Consider the following 18,390-nt stretch of genomic DNA (forward strand, 5'->3'; position numbering starts at 1 on the left):
GAAAGGCAGGTAGCTTGAATGGCTCAAGATTATAAAACAAGAGAAGAGCGCCGCAGACAGCAGCAGGCTCATTCTAAAAATAAAGGAAAAAGTAAAGGAAAAAAAACAGGGAAGAGATCTTCCTCCCTGTTTAAAAGGATAGCACTTCTTGTCATCGCACTGGGCGTCGCACTCATGGTACTTGGCGGGGCGGTGTTCGCTTATTACGCAGCAACCGCACCAAAGCTGAGTGAAGGAATGCTTAAAGATCCAGTTGCATCCAAGATCTATGATAAGAATAAAAAGTTGATAGATGAAGTCGGCAAAGAGAACAGAGAATTTGTACCTTATAATGAAATACCTAAAGAAGTGGTTGATGCCACAATTGCAACAGAGGATGCCCGCTTCTTTGAGCATCACGGTGTCGACTTCCGCCGCCTTGGAGGGGCGGTAGTTGCGAATGTTACCAGCGGTTTCGGATCACAGGGTGCAAGTACCATCACCCAGCAGCTCGTCAAAAGATCCTTCCTGACACCTGAAAAAACCATTAAGCGTAAAGCACAAGAGCTTTGGATCTCGCTTCAAATCGAACGGGAATATACAAAAGAGCAGATTTTTGAAATGTATGTGAATAAGATTTACTACGGCCCGCGGGCTAATGGCATTGCTACAGCTGCAAAAAAATACTTTAATAAGCCATTAGATAAGCTGACACTTCCGGAAACAGCCACCCTGGTCGGCCTCCCTCAAAGCCCGTCCTATTATGATCCCTTTAACCATCCGGACAGGGCTGAAAAGAGAAGGAATGTCGTTCTCACACTGATGGAGCGGCACGGCTTCATTACCAAGGAAGAAAGGGATAAAGCCAAGGCAGTACCTTTAAAGGGGTTATTAGTGAAAGAATCCCAAAGAGGAGAAAAAAACACTGAACCTTACAATGCTTATATCGACCGGGTTATTGATGAAGTGGAAGCCATGGGAGATTATAATGTTTATACGGACGGACTGGAAATATACACGGCCATGGATAAAGATGCCCAGGAGCATGTGTATGAAATGATGTCCTCTGACCGCTTCAGTTTCCCTGATGAAAAGCTCCAGGCAGGCGTTACCCTTCTGGATACTAAAAGCGGGGAAATCCGTGCACTTGGCGGCGGCAGGAATATCAAGGGCGAAAGAACCTTCAATTATGCCACAGATATCCGCAGGTCGCCAGGGTCAACCATCAAGCCGATTGTCGACTATGGCCCGGCCATCGAGCACCTGAACTGGTCTACGTATCAGCAGATTGTAGATGAACCATATAAATATTCAGACGGGACTCCAATCAATAATTATAACAAGCAATACCGCGGCCAGATGTCGATCCGCGAAGCACTCGCCCGCTCCCTGAACATTCCGGCATTAAAGGCGTTTCAGGCTGTCGGGGACGATAAGGCCTATGAATTCTCGGATAAGCTCGGACTGAAGCTCGATAAGGATAACTTCTATGAATCAGCGTCCATCGGTGGTATCCGCCCGGGTGTGTCTCCCCTGCAAATCGCTGGTGCGTACAGTGCGTTTGGGAATAACGGAATTTATAATAAGCCCCATGCCGTTACCAAAATTGTAGTCGGAGGTACGGAAATCAAGACGGCTCCCGAGCCTAAAGTGGCCATGAAGGAAAGCACTGCGTTCATGGTAACGGACATGCTGAAGAGTGTGGTAAAGGATTCCTATGGAACAGGCCAGCGTGCCAATGTTTCCGGACTTCCGATGGCCGGCAAGACCGGGACCACAAATTATACAGAAGATGAGCGGATGAAATGGAATATTCCATCCAGTGCAGTAATGGATGCCTGGTTTGCAGGCTATTCAACGAATTATACAGCTGCCATCTGGACCGGATATGATAAAAAGAGCAATTATATCCCTCAGGAGAACGAGTACCAGAAGATTTCACAGAAAATGTTCAGTGATTTGATGTCATATGTATCACAAAATAAGGAAACACCTGATTTCAAAAAACCCAAGAGCGTTGTCGAACTGGGAATAGAAAGAGGTTCTAACCCTCCTAAGCTCCCAAGTGACTATACGCCAAAGAGCAATATCATTTATGAATACTTTGTAAGAGGCCACGAACCGACAGAAGTATCCCACGAGTTCGAACAGCCGAACGGTCCAGAAGGACTCAAAGCCGATTTCGATCCGGATACGAACAAAATAGCGTTATCATGGTCTTATAACAGCGATGGTGACAAGAAGCCTCAATTTGAGGTGAAGGTCTCACTGAATGACGGAGCCGAATCTGTACTTACAGTTACAGGCGAAACGGCGCTGGAAATCCAGAATCCGCAGCCTGGCGGGAAATATCGGTTCACTGTAACTGCACTCATAGATGACAGCCGAAGTGAGGCTGCCAGCACTTCCATTGAAATACCGGAAGCCGAAGAAGAACCGGCCAAGCCAGAGGAAGGAACAGATAATCCTGGCAATAATCCTGACGATAAGCCCGGAAACAATGGAAACGGCAATGGAAACGGCAATGGCAATGGCAATGGAAATGGTCAAGGTGAAGGTGAAGGCGGCCAAGGCGGCAATGACGGAGGTACTGGCGGTGAAGGCGGAAATGGGAATCAGGATGGAGGCTCTGATGGCACAGATGGGGAAAATCCGGGTGGACAACAGCCCGGGGACAACCCGGACAATCCATCTGATCCCGGCACAGAGCCAGGGACAGAGCCTGGGACAGAGCCTGGGACAGATGAGGGAAATCCAGGCTCCACTGACGATGGCAGCAAGCCAGCGAATCAGCAGCAAACCAGGAGAAACAGCTCTTCTGCTGAACCTGGATCACGCCCCAGCCAGTCGCTTGATAAATTTATAAATGGCGAATGAGATAAAAAAACGTTTAAGCCCAGTGCTTAAACGTTTTTTTTCATAACCTGCCTTTTATAATAAATCTTTTCTGTTTCAATGAACAAACTATCCAGCTGCTTATAGGCATGATAGGAATACGGCCTCATCATGATAAATTGGATGCGCTCTGCTGCGTTTATCGGCAAGGCAGAAAAGGAAATCAGTTTCTCTTCCCACCCTTGAATTGTTACCGGTTTTGAATGCATCCAAAATAGGCAGGAAAATAACAGTGAAAGCCCCGTCGGCATGGATTCGGCCGAGCCTCCCCTGCTTCCTCCGGAATAATGAGCTGCAATGCGGCTCCTCAAATCTTTCCAGATCTGAAGGACGTCCCGTACATGTTCTTTCTGAGTCCAGGGCTTATAGGAAATCAATCCATTATATAAACAGACTTCATATGGGAAGTGGTGCTTCAAAAGGAGTTCAGGAACCCAAATATTAGATTCTTCTTCTATAAGAATGAGCTGTTTCTCTTGAAACAGCTCATTCTTCATATGCTGGGGATTGTCCAGTTCAAGCAAACTCACAGCGCCTTCACTCTCTTCATCCGTTTTTTCCCCTCCCTGCAAAGCTCAAGGAGCGGACATTTCTCACATTGCGGCGATTGCGCTTTACAATGATACCTGCCGAAAAAGATCAGCCTGTGATGGGTTTCTCCCCATTTTTCCTTGGGAACTTTCCTCATCAATGTATGCTCTACCTCAAGTACGCTGTCCTTCCAGCGGGAGATACCGAGCCTCTTGGACACCCTTTCCACATGTGTGTCCACAGCAATCGCCGGGACTCCAAATGCAACATTGACCACAACGTTTGCGGTCTTCCTCCCAACTCCGGGGAACTTGGTAAGTTCATCACGGTCAGCCGGCAGCTCACCCCCGTATTCATCCAGCAGGAGGCGGCACAGATTTTGTATATTCTTCGCTTTATTTCGATATAGCCCAATAGATTTAATATCCTGTTGAAGTTCTTCAATCGGCACCTGCAAATAATCTTCGGGAGTCTTATATTTTTCAAACAGGCTTTTTGTCACTCTATTGACCAGGGCATCCGTACACTGTGCAGAAAGTGCTACAGCAATGACGAGCTCAAAAGGATTAGAGTGATGAAGCTCACAATGTGCGTCAGGGAACATTTCCCCGATGGTTTCGAGACAGTAATTGATTTGTGTTTGGTTTAGCATATGGTACAGCTCCTCCGCAATGGGCTAATCAGCAGTTGCCCGCTTTATTGTTCAAGCCAATTAAAGAACGGGACACTCCTGTTCGCTCCGACAGCATCCTGTTTCCTTTCGCGCTTGCTGCTATTGTTCATGCGGAATTTCTGTCCGTAGGTTTTAGCCTGCTGAGGCGTTTGGATGCCATTTTTCTTCCACTCGAAGAGAATTCTGTCTATGTATCGGAAATTAAGCTTGCCGGAAATAACCGCTTCCTTCAGGGCTGCTTTCACTAAAGGATAATGGTGGTCATCCTCCATCCACATTGCCAGTGTCTCGCACTCAAACGGGGACAGCGGCCTGCCGAATTCCTTTTCAAAGACCGTATATAAACTTTCATCCTCCTCAGGAGGAGTAACAGGTGCGTTCGAATTCTTCATATAAAAATCAATCAGTTTTTCATGCAGCGGCTCCAATGAATACATCTCAAATAGGACGCTGTCCTCTCTGTATTCCTCCATGATCTGCAGATAACCTTTTTGAATCAATCTTCTCAAATGGCTTGAGCAATCCGAGCTGTCCAGTGTCATCCGGTCCGAAATCTGGTCCGGTGTAGGAAAGGCATTTCCTTTTTCGGAAAAGTGCTGGATTTGCAGCAATATAATTAACTCGTTCTCATTCAAACCCATTTCTTTGTAATGGGACAAAAGAAAAGAAGGAATTGTGATGTTGCCTTCCTTCATCCAAGCAAGTAATTTTTCTCTTAACATATCATCTGACACCTCATTCTAAGTATACCATGAAAGATCAGCCATCCTGACAAAAATACTCCAGGGTAAAAATTACATGTAATGAGGTATTCTATCCACTTCTGTAATCACTGGCTGCCAGCATCCGCTGAGGGAGAAAAAAGAAAAGCCCGAACACGAGCTTTTCTTCAGGTTATTCAAAGCTGTCCATCATGGATACAGGCGGTTCAATAGGCGGGGGAATGGTATGGACTCCCTTACATGCTCAACACCGCTGATCCAGGCAACCGTCCTCTCAAGACCGAGGCCGAAACCGGAGTGAGGAACCGAGCCATATTGCCTTAGTTCCAGATACCAGGCGTAAGCATCCATGCTCAGACCATGCTCTTCAATCCTTTTCTTAAGCAGCTCATAATCATGGATACGCTGTGACCCGCCGATGATTTCTCCGTATCCTTCCGGAGCGATTAAATCTGCACACAGCACGACGTCCTCACGGTCAGGGGCAGGCTGCATATAGAATGGTTTGATACCGGTCGGATAATGAGTGATGAACACCGGTTTATCATAGCTTTCCGCAATTGCCGTCTCGTGGGGTGCACCGAAGTCATCCCCCCACTCGATATCATCAAAGCCCTTTTCATGAAGGAATTTGATGGCATCATCATAAGAGATCCTTGGGAACGGCGCCTTGATGTTTTCAAGCTTAGTTGTATCGCGCCCCAGGGTATGAAGCTGGATTTTACAATTTTCAAGTACAGATTGCACGATATGTGATACATACAGCTCCTGAACTTCCAGGTTATCATTGAAATCGTAGAAAGCCATTTCGGGCTCGATCATCCAGAATTCGATCAGATGACGTCTTGTTTTTGATTTTTCAGCCCGGAAGGTAGGTCCGAAGGAAAATACTTTCCCAAGTGCCATCGCGGCAGCTTCCATATACAGCTGTCCGCTCTGTGAAAGATAGGCATCCTCCTCGAAGTACTTGGTTGCAAATAGTTCAGATGTTCCTTCCGGTGCACTTCCTGTCAATATCGGGGGATCTACCTTTGAAAATCCATGATCGTTAAAAAACTCATAAGTGGCCCGGATAATTTCATTTCTGATCTGCATGACGGCATGCTGCCTCTTTGACCGGAGCCATAAATGGCGGTTATCCATCAGGAATTCAGTTCCGTGCGCCTTTGGCGTAATCGGGTAATCCTTGGACTCGTGGATCACTTCCACATCCTTCACCACAAGCTCATAGCCGAATGGTGAGCGCTCGTCCCTCTGGACTGTGCCTGTTACATAGATGGAAGATTCCTGGGTCAGGGCTTTTGCCTTGGCAAACACTTCTTCCCCTACATCCTCCTTCACTACAACTCCCTGAATGAAGCCGCTCCCGTCCCGGATCTGCAAGAATGCAATCTTTCCGCTGGATCTTTTATTTGCCAGCCAGCCGCCAATTTTAACTTCTTCACCTGTATGTTTATGGACTTCTTTAATCATTGTTTTCACGTGTATATATTCCCTCCAAAATACTGCACAAACTGACATTTATATATCCCATTATACCTCTGCCTGTTTTGTGAGGCAATGAGATTCAGGCATGACAGCCTGTACTTTCATATGTTCTATCTTCCATCATTACCCTGTCTTCAGGCTGCTGTGACAAGGCGAGGCTGGCCCGCCTCGGGACAGCCTCATTTCCTGGACGGTCAAAAAAGGTCATCTTCCGCCTTTTATAAAGCCGGAAATTCGTGCTATCGCCTTTTCGAGCTGGTCTTCTGATGTTGCATAGGATAAACGGATGTTGTCAGGCGATCCAAATCCTGATCCCGGTATTACCGCCACCTTCGCCTCTTCAAGCAGCGCTGCTGCAAATGCATCCACACTCTCAAAGCCCAGATTCTGAGCCGCTTCCTTTACGTTCGGATACAGATAAAAAGCACCCTGCGGCTTAATGCAGCTTACCCCGGGAATCGCCGTCAGTTTCTCATAAATAGACTCAAGCCGCACCTCAAACGCCTGCCGCATACTCTCCACAGCATCCTGCGGCCCCTCATAAGCTGCAATCGCTCCATATTGTGCAGTAGTGGTCGGGTTTGATGTACTGTGGCTTGCCAGATTGGTCATGGCCTTGATGATATCTTTATTGCCGGCTGCATAGCCTATCCTCCAGCCAGTCATGCTGTGGGATTTTGATACACCATTGATGATCATGGTGCTTTCTTTAAGCTCAGGGGAAATCTCAGCTATTGAAACATGTTGATTTTCACCGTATATAAGTTTTTCATATATTTCATCAGAGATAATCAAAAGATCATGTTTCAAGCAGATTTCACCGATTGACGAAAGCTCTTCCCTGCTATAGATCATGCCGGTGGGATTGCTCGGCGAATTGATGATAATTGCTTTTGTTTTTGAAGTTACCGCCTTTTCAAGCTGTTCCGGGGTAATCTTGAAGCTGCTGCTTTCATCTGCTTCCACATAAACCGGGATTCCGCCGGCCAGCTTCACCTGCTCAGGATAGCTGACCCAATAAGGAATAGGGATGATGACTTCGTCACCTTCATCAAGGATGGCTTGAAACAGAGTATACAGGGCGTGTTTCGCACCTGAGGCTACCATAATCTGCGACAATTCATACTGAAGGTTCTGGTCAGCTCTCAATTTGTCTGCAATGGCCTGTTTCAATTTGGGCAGCCCGCTTGCGGCAGTGTATTTTGTCTGCCCCTCATTCATGGACCTTACGGCAGCTTCAATGATGTGCTGTGGTGTATTAAAATCCGGTTCTCCGGCACCAAGCCCTACCACATCAATTCCCTGAGCTTTCAATTCCTTTGCTTTCGCCGTTATGGCAAGCGTAGTGGAAGGGGTAAGAGCTTCGACTCTTTTTGCTAATTTCATCCCAACATCCTCCAATCAGATACTCCGGTAATATTTCAGCATATCCCCGGTTTTAAAATCAAAGTATTCATAATTGATCTGCTTTGCTTCATTCTGGTAAATCACTTCCCAGAGCGGGACATCATTTTCCATCCCCAGCTTGACTGAAAGTATTTTATCCGGTTTACGTTCCCTCCGGACCTGATTTATTACCTGCTGTCTCGTAATGCCGCTGTCGTAATCAGCTTTTATGACATCGCCATTCTTTTCTGACGGTATCCATAAAACCTTCCTTTTTCCTGACTTGTCCTTCCCAACTGCCACTGAATAAGATTTAGAGCCATGGTACAGATAATACTCATCCGTTTCTGCCAGCCCTTCCCTTTCCGCTGCCTGCTCAAGCTCGGCAAATGCCGCCTTCTTGGGTTTTACCGCCTTATGATAGGTAATATAGGTAAACGTGACAACGATGAGCACCGCGATCACTCCAAAGATCATCCATTTTTTCATATTACAGCCCTTCCATTATGTACGATAAATCGTGAATACTGCTTTTTCTTTATCAGTTTCATCAAGGGCAAGGCCGAACATCAGGTCCTTTTCCTTAAGGGTACGGTTGAGTGAATCCACAATTTTATATAAGTCAGGTGAGTTAAGGACTTTGACTGTTGAAATTACTTCTATCTTGCTCTCCATTTTCGATTCCTCCAGCAAATGTTAATTCATATTGACCATCATGATGGCCATACTAAACATACAGTAAAGATTTACACAGTTCATTATATCAGTAATGAGTTAGCTTGGGGCATAATTTCATGCGAATACTGGCGAGCCCCGGGTACAAAATCTTTATAAATACCTTCTAGTCCCGCCGCACTTTTACAGCAGCTGTATGCTGCTGTTTTTTATTCGCGCTGTTTTACAAATATTTTAACTGCTGGACAGTTAGAGAAGAGTTTTCATTTAAGCCATTCTGCCACTGATTCAGTAATCATGCCGGCCTGTGTTCTTTCGACTTGTACATCCGGTATAGCATCAAGAAACGTTTTTCCATAAGAAGAGGAAATCAGCCGCTTATCAAGGACGATCATGACTCCTTTATCCTGTTCCCCCCTGATGAGCCTTCCGAAACCCTGCCTGAACCGTATGACCGCTTCAGGGAGTGAGAGGCTTGTAAAAGGATTCAATCCTTTTGCCACAAGAACCCTCGCTTTTGCCGCAGCTGCTGGTTCATCGGGAGGAGAAAAGGGAAGCCTAACGATAACAAGGCATGACAGCTTTTCACCCTGTATATCCACTCCGTCCCAGAAACTGACATTGCCAAGGAGAATGCCTTTTGTGAAACCCTGAAAATTTTTCAGCAGCCTCCACTTGCTTCCCCCGGATATACCCTGGGCCAAAATTGTGTATTCATCAAGTGAAGCGGTACTTTTTAAATGCTCATAGGTAAGACGTAAAAGCTCTCTGGATGTGAATAACACCATCATTCTCCCGTCTGAGCCCAGAGCAGCAGCCGCAATATGTCCGGCAGCCGCCTTTGCGAATTCAGCCTGTACAGTCATGCTGATATCCGGCATGGTCTCTGGCACGATGATCTTTACTGCTTCTTTATAATTAAAGGGAGAGGGATATGATTCCGTTTGAACCTTATCATCAATGCCCAGCTGCTCTTTAAAATACGCAAAGGATCCATTAACCGACAGGGTCGCTGAAGTCAGGATGATGGAGCTGAATCTGGAGTGATCTTCCTCCCAGAAACGCCCTGCCCCTTCGACAGGCTGTGAATAAAGGGTAATCGTCATGTTCTTTCCGCTTCTGGCCAAGTCAGTCCAATACACCATATCTGCTTTCTGCCTCAGGAAAAATTCCCTCAGCGCTTTTTCAAGCTTTTCAAAATCGTGGTGCAGGGATTCAGCCTCCGTCAAATAGAATAAATGGGTTCTGCCAAGTGAATCCTCCGCTTCCTTGAGAAGGCTGATTCTCTCTTCGACCGCCAGCCTGATCCGCTTCTGATAGTCGATTACCCGTTCTGCTGCCATTAAAAGATTGGACAGTCTCCGGTCTGATGTCCTGTCAGGCTGAAAGGGCAGAGTCGATACGGGCCCTGCTGTGTTTTTGCTGTTAGCCTCCATAAATCCGGCCAGCTGTAAAAACAATGATTCGGTTTCATATAGAAAATCCTGTACATATCCTTCGACCGCTTGGCCTGAAATACCTGAAACAAGATTTTTTTCCTTTAAAAGCCTTTCCAGCTTGTACAATATCATTTTCTGATTATATGTACCCAGCCTGTTCATCAAGGTCCTGATGCCCTGATAGCTGACATTCAGGCCCGCTTGGGATTTGTAGGCTTTTTCAAAATGATGTGCTTCATCTATGATGAGTGCAGCATTTGGCTGAAAGATTGAATTCCTCATGCGCAGTTCATTGAAAAGATAGGCATGATTAGTGATCAATAGATCCGCCTTGCGCGCGGCCTCCACGGCCCTCAAATAAAAATCACGGGTATCCCAGGGAGCCTGAAGTCTGGCCGGCATAGGCCCGCCGGAGTGGAGCCGGTCCCAAAAGCTTGCTCCCCCTGAAGTAAGATTCAACTCATCCCTGTCTCCTGTTTCCGTATAAGTCAGCCAGACCAGTATCTGCATTTTGGTCAATGAAGAATCGTAATTGTCGTCTTTCTGGCGGAGAACCCGTTCAAACTTAGCAAGGCTGATATAATTGTTTTTGCCTTTAATAGTGCTGGCTGAAAAAGGAAGCGGCAGTATTTTTTCAAGAGCCGGTATTTCCTTATTCATCAGCTGTTCCTGAAGATGGAGGGAATATGTGCTGATGATTACTTGTTTTTTTGTATGAAGGGAAAAATGTACCGCAGGCAGGAGGTATGCCAGCGATTTGCCGATGCCGGTGCCCGCTTCAATGATCCTGCTGCTCCCATGGATTAACGCATCATGCACACTATTCATCATGTTCAGCTGGCCTTCCCTCTTTTTCATATAAGGGAAGGCCGCCTGCATCGCCTGTATCTTTTCCTCATCACTGTATGAATAAGATAATTCAGGCATTTCTTCAGCCTCTTTTTCCCCGCTTATGATACGAAGGGACAGACCCTTATATATTTCCAGCTGTCCCAGGGGCTCCAGCACCTTCGTTTCCTTAACCGAGATACATTCTCCGATCAACTCAGAAATCTCGCTTTTCAAAGAAAAGGAAAGCCGGTACAGCTGTTTTAAGGTGGACTTTGGAAGGGTCTCCATCCTCTCCATCAGCTTCAGCAGCAGCATGGCCGTCACCTTTGCATCGCTGTCCGCACGATGAGGCCTCTCGTGATTCAGGTTCTCTAATTGGGCAAGCTTAGAAAGCTTGTAGCTGTCTGCCGTTGGAAGCAGAATCTTAGAAAGCTCAACTGTATCGATCGTTGAGCCATAAAACCCATCATACCCTGCAGCCTCCAGCTCTTCCTGAAGGAAGGACAAATCAAAAAGAACATTATGAGCGACAAATACCGCATCAGTCAGGAGGGAATTTATTTTTGCGGCCACCTCGCTGAATTCCGGGGCATCCGCCACCATATCGTTGCTGATGCCGGTCAGCTCCTCGATGAAAGGCGGGATACTGCGGCCCGGCTTTATATATGTAGAGTACTCATCACAAATCTTGCCTGCCTCGATGACCACACAGGCAAACTGGATGATTGAATCGCCTTTTTTGGGTGAATTGCCTGTAGTCTCCAAGTCCACTACAATGTATTTTTGTTTCATGTATAGTACACCTCAATAACTTCTGCTGTCAGCCCTAAGAGGCTGGACACTCAATTCCTTATAACATACCACCCTTTTCAACCGAAATACAAGCTGAGGGGAAGGGCCTGTGCTAAGTTTTTCTAAAGACTGCACAGACCGGCTGGTTCAAAAAGAAAGTAGAAAAACCGGCCAGGAGAGCGGCCGGCCGGTTATATGCTACATTATAGTGGCTGCTGGTTCGTGGCCAATCAGCTCTTTAATTCGATTGTTCTCATCCATAATCGCTACCTTCGGTGTGTGGCTCTGAACCTTTTCCTCCGGTATGATTGCATAGGAAATGATGATGACAATATCATCCGGCTGAACCAGGCGTGCAGCTGCTCCGTTCAAGCATACCACTCCGCTTCCGCGCGGGCCGGGAATAATATAGGTTTCAAGCCTTGCACCATTATTATTATTGACAATCGCCACTTTCTCATTTGCTGCCATTCCGACTGCATCCAGGATATCCTCATCGATTGTAATGCTTCCAACATAATTTAAATTTGCCTCAGTCACCCTGGCACGGTGGATTTTGGCATTCATCATTGTGCGAAACATAGCCGTTCCTCCTCATTTTTCCTTGCTTTATATGGTGAAGATAATATTGTCAATCAAGCGTGCCCTGCTGAATTTAACAGCGGCGGCAATGATTACTCTCCCTTTCAGGCTGTCAATTCTCTCAAGGTCAGGATAGGATAAAACTTCTATATAGTCCAGTATTCCGCTCGTCTCTCTGCTTATTTTACCAGAGACCATCTCTGTGATCGCATCCGGCTTTGTTTCACCGCCAAGCGCCATCGCTTTAGCATCAAGAAGGCTTCTGTAGATGGCCGGCGCCTCAGTTCTCTCCGATTCAGACAAATAGACATTGCGAGAGCTCTTAGCCAGACCATCGTGCTCCCTAACTGTTTCCACCGGTACGATATCCACCGGGATATTGAAATCCTGTACCAGGCCATCAATAACCGCTACCTGCTGGGCATCTTTCATGCCAAAATAAGCGCGGTCAGGCTGGACGATATTAAACAGCTTAGTCAGGACGACCGCCACTCCGTCGAAGTGGCCAGGACGGCTCGCTCCGCAAAGGATGCTTGTCCTCTTCGCCACCGTTACCGATATGGTCGGTGAGGCTGGATACATTTCCTCCACTGAAGGATAAAAAATATAATCTGCACCAGCATCGCCCGCAACTTTCTCATCCCGCTCCATATCCCGGGGATACGTGTCAAAGTCCTCATTCGGCCCAAACTGCAGGGGATTTACAAATATGCTCAATACAAGAATATCATTTTCCTTCCTGGCCTTTTTCAAAAGTTCTAGGTGCCCTTCATGTAAAAACCCCATGGTCGGCACAAATCCAATGGTGCTGCCTTGCCGTTTACTCTTCAGTTCCTCTCTCAGTGCCTTTATCTCCCGGAATATTTTCATTTTCTTCCTCCATACAGTGCTTCCACATCTTCTTCAGCCATGGTATAGGAGTGCTCCCTTTCGGGGAAAGCGGAATTCTTTACCTCTCTGACATATTCAGCCAGGCCATTTTTGACTGCCTCACCGATGGAGGCATAAGGCTTAACAAATTTGGGAAGCCGGGCCACTCCATATGAGAGGACATCGTGATACACAAGCACCTGGCCGTCCGTATGCATGCCGGCACCAATTCCAATGGTTGGTATCCCCAGCGTCTCAGTGACCAATCCGGCAAGCTGATAAGGCACACATTCAAGTACAAGCGCAATTGCCCCCGCTGCCTCACATGCTGCTGCATCCGCAAGCAGGCGGCTGGCTGCCTCACGATCCTTACCCTGTACTTTATAGCCGCCAAGCACGCCGACTGACTGGGGAGTCAGACCAAGATGGGCCACTACGGGTATTCCGGCATTTGTAAGTGCGGAGATCTTCTCCAGCACTTCTCCCGCTCCCTCTACTTTAACGGCATGGGCACCTCCATCCTGCATGATTTTCGCAGCATTTTTGAGGGTCTCATCCAGTGATAGATGATAGCTCATAAACGGCATATCGGTAACGATGAACGTATCTTCCGCCCCCCGCTTTACAGCCTTGGTATGGTGTACCATATCATCTATCGTCACGGGCAGGGTGGAGTCATAGCCGAGTACCACCATTCCAAGTGAATCACCTACCAGGATCATATCGACCCCGGCTTCTTCAGAGAGCTTTGCTGAAGGATAATCATAAGCGGTCAGCATCGTTATTTTTTCACCCTGCTTTTTCATTGCGCTGAACTGAGCAGAAAATTTCATTTATTATTCCTCCTTCTTTTTTGGAAGATGAATCAGGAGGGCATAGGGTTAAAAACCCAAAAAAACCCTTCTGCAAACAGAAGGATTTTGAAAGTCAAGTTGGTGATCCCTCCGTCCCAGTCCATCTAATTGGATCAAGGCAGATATGCTTATATAAATAAAAAACGATATAAAAAGGTGCAGTTCTATCTTGATACCGCCCAGCTACATTATACATAAATATTTCATATTTTCCTAAAGTTTTTTCACGGTCTTGTTCAGTTTAGTTCAATGTCTGCGGAATATATCCGGTGAATCTGCCCGTTTTCCTCCTGGAGAAGCAAAACGCCTTCATCCGTAATGCCGACAGCTTTTCCAAAAAGCACACCGGAAAGAGTAGTCGCCTTGATTTCACATCCCAGACTGATAGCATAGCTTTCCCATAGCAGTTTGATGGGCTTGAAGCCTTCTTTTATATATAGTTCATATAAATTTTCAAATTTCCGCAGGAATGTCTGGATCACCTCAGTACGGGAAATGGGTTCTCCTGCCTGAATGGCCAGGGAGGTTGCAGTTCCTCTGATTTCTTCAGGAAAATCCTGAAGCTCCTGGTTCACATTGATGCCAATCCCAATTATGACAGAATGGATCCTGTCTGCTTCAGCCTGCATTTCTGTCAGGATGCCTGTCACCTTTTTGCCATTGATCAGAATATCGTTCGGCCATTTGATGGATGGACTTAAATTTGCTGCCTCCTCAAATGCCTGAACGATGGCAGCAGCCGCAAGCAAGGTAAGCTGCGGGGCATCCTGCATGGGGATATTGGGCCTTAAGATAAGGCTCATCCAGATGCCGGTTCCCCTAGCCGAGTGCCAGCTCCGCAAAAGCCTCCCCTTTCCGGCAGTTTGTTCATTCGCAATGACAAGGGTGCCTTCTTCTGCCCCTTTGTCTGCCAGAGCGTGGGCAGCCTTTTGGGTAGAGTCGAGAGAGTCGTGATACACAATATGCTTCCCAATTGACTTTGTCTGAAGACCGAGCATGATGGAGTTTTGGGACAGCTTATCGGGGCTTGTCAACAGTCTGTACCCCTTCTTTCTTACAGCCTCAATCTCATAACCATCTTTGCGGAGTTCCTCCATATGCTTCCAGACTGCGGTTCTGGAACAGCCCATGATGTCTGCCAGTCCCTGTCCAGATAGGTATTCTCCCTCTGCCTCATAAAAGGCCTCCAATAACTTCTTTCTTAAATCCGATTGCACTGGACCAGCCACTCCCTTATTGCCTTTTTATCGTTTTTTACTCGCTCTTCCAGCACCCCAGTCAGGATAAATGAAAGAAGCTCCTTAACCCAGGGCCCTCCCTTTTTTCCGGTCCAGTCCAATAAATCATTGCCATTTACACCGAGCTCATTCATATGATGGACAGGCAGGCTGTCATAAGCGGTTTCGACCTGGCTGTGAGGCGGAACACCCATACGGGCTGCAAACACCCTTTCGACCCTTATGGCTGTTTCTCTTCCCGCCTCAAACAGAGACTTTTTACCCAAAGGCCCCTGCCTGCGCGTGTTCAGATACACCAGATGGCTTTTAATTGATTTAAACTGTTTCATCGGCATCCTCCAGCTGTTCAGGAACGCATCCGCTCCTTCCTGATTCATGAGGCTTGTGAGCAGCACCCAGCTGTCAAAGCCGTCCTTCAACCCGGATGGATTTAGTCCGATGAATTTCCGGAGTGCTTCCTGCTGGTGCGGGAGGCCCGGGACATACTGGTATAACCCGCTGTCCAGCAAGATCTCGAGGGCCCTGGTCCTGCTCCGGCCTTCCATAAGTTTGTTAAATTCAGCAAGCAGCCGCTCAACAGCCATGTTGGAGAGAATCGGTCCATTCTTTTTGATCCCTTCAAATACTTCAGGATCCATCGAAAAAGAGAGCTGGCTGACAAATCGGACTGCCCGCATCATCCGGAGAGCGTCTTCTGAAAACCGTTCATCAGGATCACCCACCGTACAAATCAGCTTCCGCCGGATTGCAGATGCCCCGGAAAAGGGATCGATCAGATTGTAGCCTTTATCCATCGCAATGGCATTCATCGTAAAATCCCTTCGCTGCAAGTCTTCCCTCAGAGACCTGATGAACTTCACCTCTGAAGGACGGCGAAAGTCCTCATAGCCGCCCTCCCGGCGGAATGTAGTTACTTCATAGGGCTCACCTTCGTGAATGACGATTACCGTCCCGTGTTCAATCCCAACATCAACGGTATTGGGGAAAATCGCCTTTACTTCGAGCGGTGTGGCACTTGTAGCGATGTCCACATCACTTATGGGCTTTTTAAGGAGCATATCCCTGACCGCACCGCCGACAAAATAGGCTTCATAGCCAGCCTGCTCTATTTTATCAAGCAGCCCCGATGCCCGCTGAAACAGTTTGATCATCTCCCGGATCCTTCTTTCACGAGATTTTCTCCATTAAGCAGGCGATAATAGATATCTTCATATTCCAGTACGATTTGAGACGCCCTGAAGCGTGAATGGACAGCCTCTATGGCTGCATTTGAAAATAACTCATGCTTTCTGCTGTCTGTCAGCAGATCCAGTGCGAGGTCTGCAGCTTTCTGATAGTCGCCAAGGCTGCAAAGATAACCTGTTTCCCCATGGTCTATGACTTCCGGAATACCGCCGATGGCCGTGCCTATGCAGGGAACGCCGCAAGCCATGGCCTCTATCAGGACCAGGCCGAAGCTTTCCTTTTGTGAAAGGAGCAGCATCAAATCGCTTATTGAATATAAGTCTTCCAGATTGTCCTGCTTGCCAAGGGTCAGGATTTTATCCTTGATCCCAAGTTCACTTGCCAGTTTGCAGACCATCGTCATTTCTGGTCCGTCACCGACAAGCATAAGCTTTGAAGGCACCTCTTTTTGAATTTCGTGGAATGCACGCACAACATCGTTCACACGTTTGACGCCCCTGAAGTTTGAAACATGGATAATTACCTTTTCTGATTCAGCAATGCCGTAATCACTTTTTAAGGAATCACTGTCTTTCCTGCGGTATATCCTCTCATCTATGAAGTTATATACCGTTTGTATTTCTTTATCAGGCTGGATAAGTTCATTTGTCTGTTCAACAAGCGCCTTTGAAACAGCAGTCACAGCATCAGATTTTTCAATGCCGAACTTTATGCTCTCTGTAAGAGAAGGATCATAGCCGAGCACGGTAATGTCAGTGCCATGCAGGGTGGTGACAATCTTGACGTCGGTCCCGGCCATCTGCTTGGCCAGGATGGCACAGACCGCATGCGGAATCGCGTAATGTACATGGAGGATATCCAGGTCTTCTCTCTTTGCCACTTCAGACATCTTACTGGCCAGGGCCAGATCGTATGGCGGGTACTGGAATACGGAATATTGGTTGACTTCCACCTGGTGATAAAAAATATTGGGATAACGCTTTTTGAGCCTGAAGGGCATGCTTGAAGAAATAAAGTGGATTTCATGCCCTTTTTCTGCAAGCAGCTTTCCAAGCTCAGCAGCCACTGCCCCTGATCCTCCAACAGAAGGATAACAGGTTATGCCTATTTTCAATGTCATATTTTATTCTCCTAACAAAGCAGAAGGAACGACGAGAGGCTTTTTTGAAATGAAGCCTTCTGCATATTCCGCCCCAGACTCTTGTCCAAACAGCCTTTCCCTTGCCTCCACAGTTTCTATGTATCCATTTACGAGGGGAGTATCTATTGTTTCACCGCTTTTAGTGAACTGGCTTTCATAAGCATTGAGACTTGCGATCTTCAAAGGATAGACTGTTGATACATCCACTGTAAAACTCGGCTTATGCCAGCCATTGATCATATAATAGTAAACTGCCTTAACCCTGTGGGATTCCAATCTTTCCGCATCGCGGTATTTTCGGACACCGGCTGAAAAACACGCCTCCTCCACAAGTCTGGCACAATTTCCATGATCAGGATGCCGATCTTCGTAATATGGAACAAATACTGTCTTCGGTCGCAGCTTCCTGATAACCGAAACGATTTTATCCATATTTTCACGTGTCAAATAAAGACCTCTGTCGGGCAGTCCGAGTGTCAGGCGGCTGGTGACCCCCAGGATTTCAGCGGCCTTTTCAGCTTCCCGTTTCCTGAGCTCTACATTCCCGTTTGATGACAGCTCCGCTTCCGTTAAATCACAGATTGACACTTTCCTTCCGTCCAGAACAAGCCTCGCTGCCGTGCCGCCCATACCGATTTCTACATCATCGGCGTGGGCACCAAAGGCAAGCACATCAATGTCAATTTCCAATACGTTCACCTCTGGTCACTTTCTAGCTTTCTCCAGGCAATGTCTCCCCTTTTTAAGCCGTTAATCAGTATTTCTCCTGTACCCATATTGGTAGCAAGCGGGATCGCATACACATCACACAGTCTGATAAGTGCTGAAACATCCGGTTCATGCGGCTGGGCAGTAAGGGGATCCCTGAAAAAGAAGACAAGATCCATTTCATTCCTGGCTATCCTGGCCCCTATCTCCTGATCTCCGCCGAGAGGCCCTGACTGGAAGCGATGAATAGTAAGACCTGTAGCTTCCTGGATTTTTAAGCCGGTGGTGCCCGTAGCAAACAGCTCGTGCTGTACCAGTATTTCCTTATATGCTGTAGCGAAGCGGATGATGTCCTCTTTCTTTTTATCATGAGCAATCAGTGCTACCCTCATATTTCCCAC

The 18,390-nt window shown here is 47.0% G+C and carries 17 protein-coding genes; 1 reads left to right on the plus strand and 16 read right to left on the minus strand.

Annotated features, from left to right (window positions below):
• Positions 1-18: 18 nt before the first annotated feature.
• Positions 19-2,856 (plus strand): PBP1A family penicillin-binding protein, encoded by a 2,838-nt coding sequence (locus V1501_RS13565; RefSeq protein WP_409288904.1) that lies wholly within the window; start codon positions 19-21, stop codon positions 2,854-2,856.
• Positions 2,857-2,882: 26 nt separating this feature from the next.
• On the opposite strand, the gene V1501_RS13570 is transcribed toward V1501_RS13565, so the two are convergent.
• The 16 genes from V1501_RS13570 to mgsA all read right to left on the minus strand — a co-directional run bounded on the left by V1501_RS13570 (position 2,883) and on the right by mgsA (position 18,381).
• On the minus strand, positions 2,883-3,404 hold the full coding sequence (locus tag V1501_RS13570) for a YpoC family protein (protein WP_409288906.1): 522 nt from the start codon (positions 3,402-3,404) through the stop codon (positions 2,883-2,885).
• Entirely contained in the window at positions 3,401-4,057 is a 657-nt protein-coding gene (nth, locus tag V1501_RS13575) for an endonuclease III (protein WP_409288908.1), read from the minus strand. The genes V1501_RS13570 and nth overlap by 4 nt, the downstream gene beginning before the upstream one ends.
• Before the next feature lie 44 nt (positions 4,058-4,101).
• The gene (locus V1501_RS13580) at positions 4,102-4,800 is read right to left on the minus strand and encodes a DnaD domain protein (RefSeq protein ID WP_409288910.1); all 699 of its coding nucleotides are present in this window, start codon (positions 4,798-4,800) and stop codon (positions 4,102-4,104) included.
• 189 nt (positions 4,801-4,989) lie between these two features.
• Positions 4,990-6,282: an asparagine--tRNA ligase gene (gene asnS / locus V1501_RS13585; RefSeq protein ID WP_409288912.1), complete on the minus strand. Its 1,293-nt coding sequence runs from the start codon at positions 6,280-6,282 to the stop codon at positions 4,990-4,992.
• A 210-nt stretch (positions 6,283-6,492) separates the two neighbouring features.
• Positions 6,493-7,674: a pyridoxal phosphate-dependent aminotransferase gene (locus V1501_RS13590; RefSeq protein WP_409288914.1), complete on the minus strand. Its 1,182-nt coding sequence runs from the start codon at positions 7,672-7,674 to the stop codon at positions 6,493-6,495.
• Positions 7,675-7,689: 15 nt separating this feature from the next.
• Complete coding sequence (locus V1501_RS13595; RefSeq protein WP_409288916.1) at positions 7,690-8,163, minus strand: DUF5590 domain-containing protein; 474 nt, start codon at positions 8,161-8,163, stop codon at positions 7,690-7,692.
• 15 nt (positions 8,164-8,178) lie between these two features.
• A complete protein-coding gene (locus V1501_RS13600; RefSeq protein WP_409288918.1) occupies positions 8,179-8,349 on the minus strand; it encodes a YpmA family protein in 171 nt (56 codons plus the stop codon).
• A 263-nt stretch (positions 8,350-8,612) separates the two neighbouring features.
• On the minus strand, positions 8,613-11,411 hold the full coding sequence (dinG, locus tag V1501_RS13605) for an ATP-dependent DNA helicase DinG (RefSeq protein ID WP_409288920.1): 2,799 nt from the start codon (positions 11,409-11,411) through the stop codon (positions 8,613-8,615).
• 198 nt (positions 11,412-11,609) lie between these two features.
• Complete coding sequence (panD, locus tag V1501_RS13610) at positions 11,610-11,993, minus strand: aspartate 1-decarboxylase (protein ID WP_409288922.1); 384 nt, start codon at positions 11,991-11,993, stop codon at positions 11,610-11,612.
• 27 nt (positions 11,994-12,020) lie between these two features.
• Positions 12,021-12,863, minus strand: coding sequence for a pantoate--beta-alanine ligase (gene panC / locus V1501_RS13615; protein WP_409288923.1), 843 nt, complete (start codon positions 12,861-12,863; stop codon positions 12,021-12,023).
• Positions 12,860-13,696 carry a 3-methyl-2-oxobutanoate hydroxymethyltransferase gene (gene panB / locus V1501_RS13620; protein ID WP_409288925.1) on the minus strand — a complete coding sequence of 279 codons (837 nt, stop codon included), beginning with the start codon at positions 13,694-13,696 and terminating at the stop codon, positions 12,860-12,862. Before panB ends, panC begins: the two co-directional genes overlap by 4 nt.
• A 257-nt stretch (positions 13,697-13,953) precedes the next feature.
• The gene (locus V1501_RS13625) at positions 13,954-14,934 is read right to left on the minus strand and encodes a biotin--[acetyl-CoA-carboxylase] ligase (RefSeq protein ID WP_409288927.1); all 981 of its coding nucleotides are present in this window, start codon (positions 14,932-14,934) and stop codon (positions 13,954-13,956) included.
• A complete protein-coding gene (locus V1501_RS13630) occupies positions 14,919-16,106 on the minus strand; it encodes a CCA tRNA nucleotidyltransferase (protein WP_409288928.1) in 1,188 nt (395 codons plus the stop codon). Before V1501_RS13630 ends, V1501_RS13625 begins: the two co-directional genes overlap by 16 nt.
• Positions 16,103-17,260, minus strand: a complete 1,158-nt coding sequence (bshA, locus tag V1501_RS13635; protein ID WP_409288930.1) for an N-acetyl-alpha-D-glucosaminyl L-malate synthase BshA — start codon at positions 17,258-17,260, stop codon at positions 16,103-16,105. The genes V1501_RS13630 and bshA overlap by 4 nt, the downstream gene beginning before the upstream one ends.
• A 3-nt stretch (positions 17,261-17,263) precedes the next feature.
• A complete protein-coding gene (bshB1, locus tag V1501_RS13640) occupies positions 17,264-17,971 on the minus strand; it encodes a bacillithiol biosynthesis deacetylase BshB1 (RefSeq protein ID WP_409288932.1) in 708 nt (235 codons plus the stop codon).
• Positions 17,972-17,976: 5 nt separating this feature from the next.
• Complete coding sequence (gene mgsA, locus V1501_RS13645) at positions 17,977-18,381, minus strand: methylglyoxal synthase (protein WP_409288934.1); 405 nt, start codon at positions 18,379-18,381, stop codon at positions 17,977-17,979.
• Positions 18,382-18,390: the final 9 nt, after the last annotated feature.

Source organism: Paraperibacillus esterisolvens (assembly GCF_046237625.1).
Lineage (GTDB): Bacteria > Bacillota > Bacilli > Bacillales > DSM-1321 > Paraperibacillus > Paraperibacillus esterisolvens.

Bases quoted from the DNA above. Each gene is read 5' to 3' on its own strand.
- V1501_RS13565 (WP_409288904.1), top strand. From the start codon at position 19: ATGGCTCAAGATTATAAAACAAGAGAAGAGCGCCGCAGACAGCAGCAG.
- panC (WP_409288923.1), bottom strand. From the start codon at position 12,863: ATGAAAATATTCCGGGAGATAAAGGCACTGAGAGAGGAACTGAAGAGT.
- V1501_RS13590 (WP_409288914.1), bottom strand. From the start codon at position 7,674: ATGAAATTAGCAAAAAGAGTCGAAGCTCTTACCCCTTCCACTACGCTT.
- V1501_RS13630 (WP_409288928.1), bottom strand. From the start codon at position 16,106: ATGATCAAACTGTTTCAGCGGGCATCGGGGCTGCTTGATAAAATAGAG.
- nth (WP_409288908.1), bottom strand. From the start codon at position 4,057: ATGCTAAACCAAACACAAATCAATTACTGTCTCGAAACCATCGGGGAA.
- panB (WP_409288925.1), bottom strand. From the start codon at position 13,696: ATGAAATTTTCTGCTCAGTTCAGCGCAATGAAAAAGCAGGGTGAAAAA.
- bshA (WP_409288930.1), bottom strand. From the start codon at position 17,260: ATGACATTGAAAATAGGCATAACCTGTTATCCTTCTGTTGGAGGATCA.
- V1501_RS13580 (WP_409288910.1), bottom strand. From the start codon at position 4,800: ATGTTAAGAGAAAAATTACTTGCTTGGATGAAGGAAGGCAACATCACA.
- mgsA (WP_409288934.1), bottom strand. From the start codon at position 18,381: ATGAGGGTAGCACTGATTGCTCATGATAAAAAGAAAGAGGACATCATC.
- panD (WP_409288922.1), bottom strand. From the start codon at position 11,993: ATGTTTCGCACAATGATGAATGCCAAAATCCACCGTGCCAGGGTGACT.
- dinG (WP_409288920.1), bottom strand. From the start codon at position 11,411: ATGAAACAAAAATACATTGTAGTGGACTTGGAGACTACAGGCAATTCA.
- V1501_RS13595 (WP_409288916.1), bottom strand. From the start codon at position 8,163: ATGAAAAAATGGATGATCTTTGGAGTGATCGCGGTGCTCATCGTTGTC.
- V1501_RS13600 (WP_409288918.1), bottom strand. From the start codon at position 8,349: ATGGAGAGCAAGATAGAAGTAATTTCAACAGTCAAAGTCCTTAACTCA.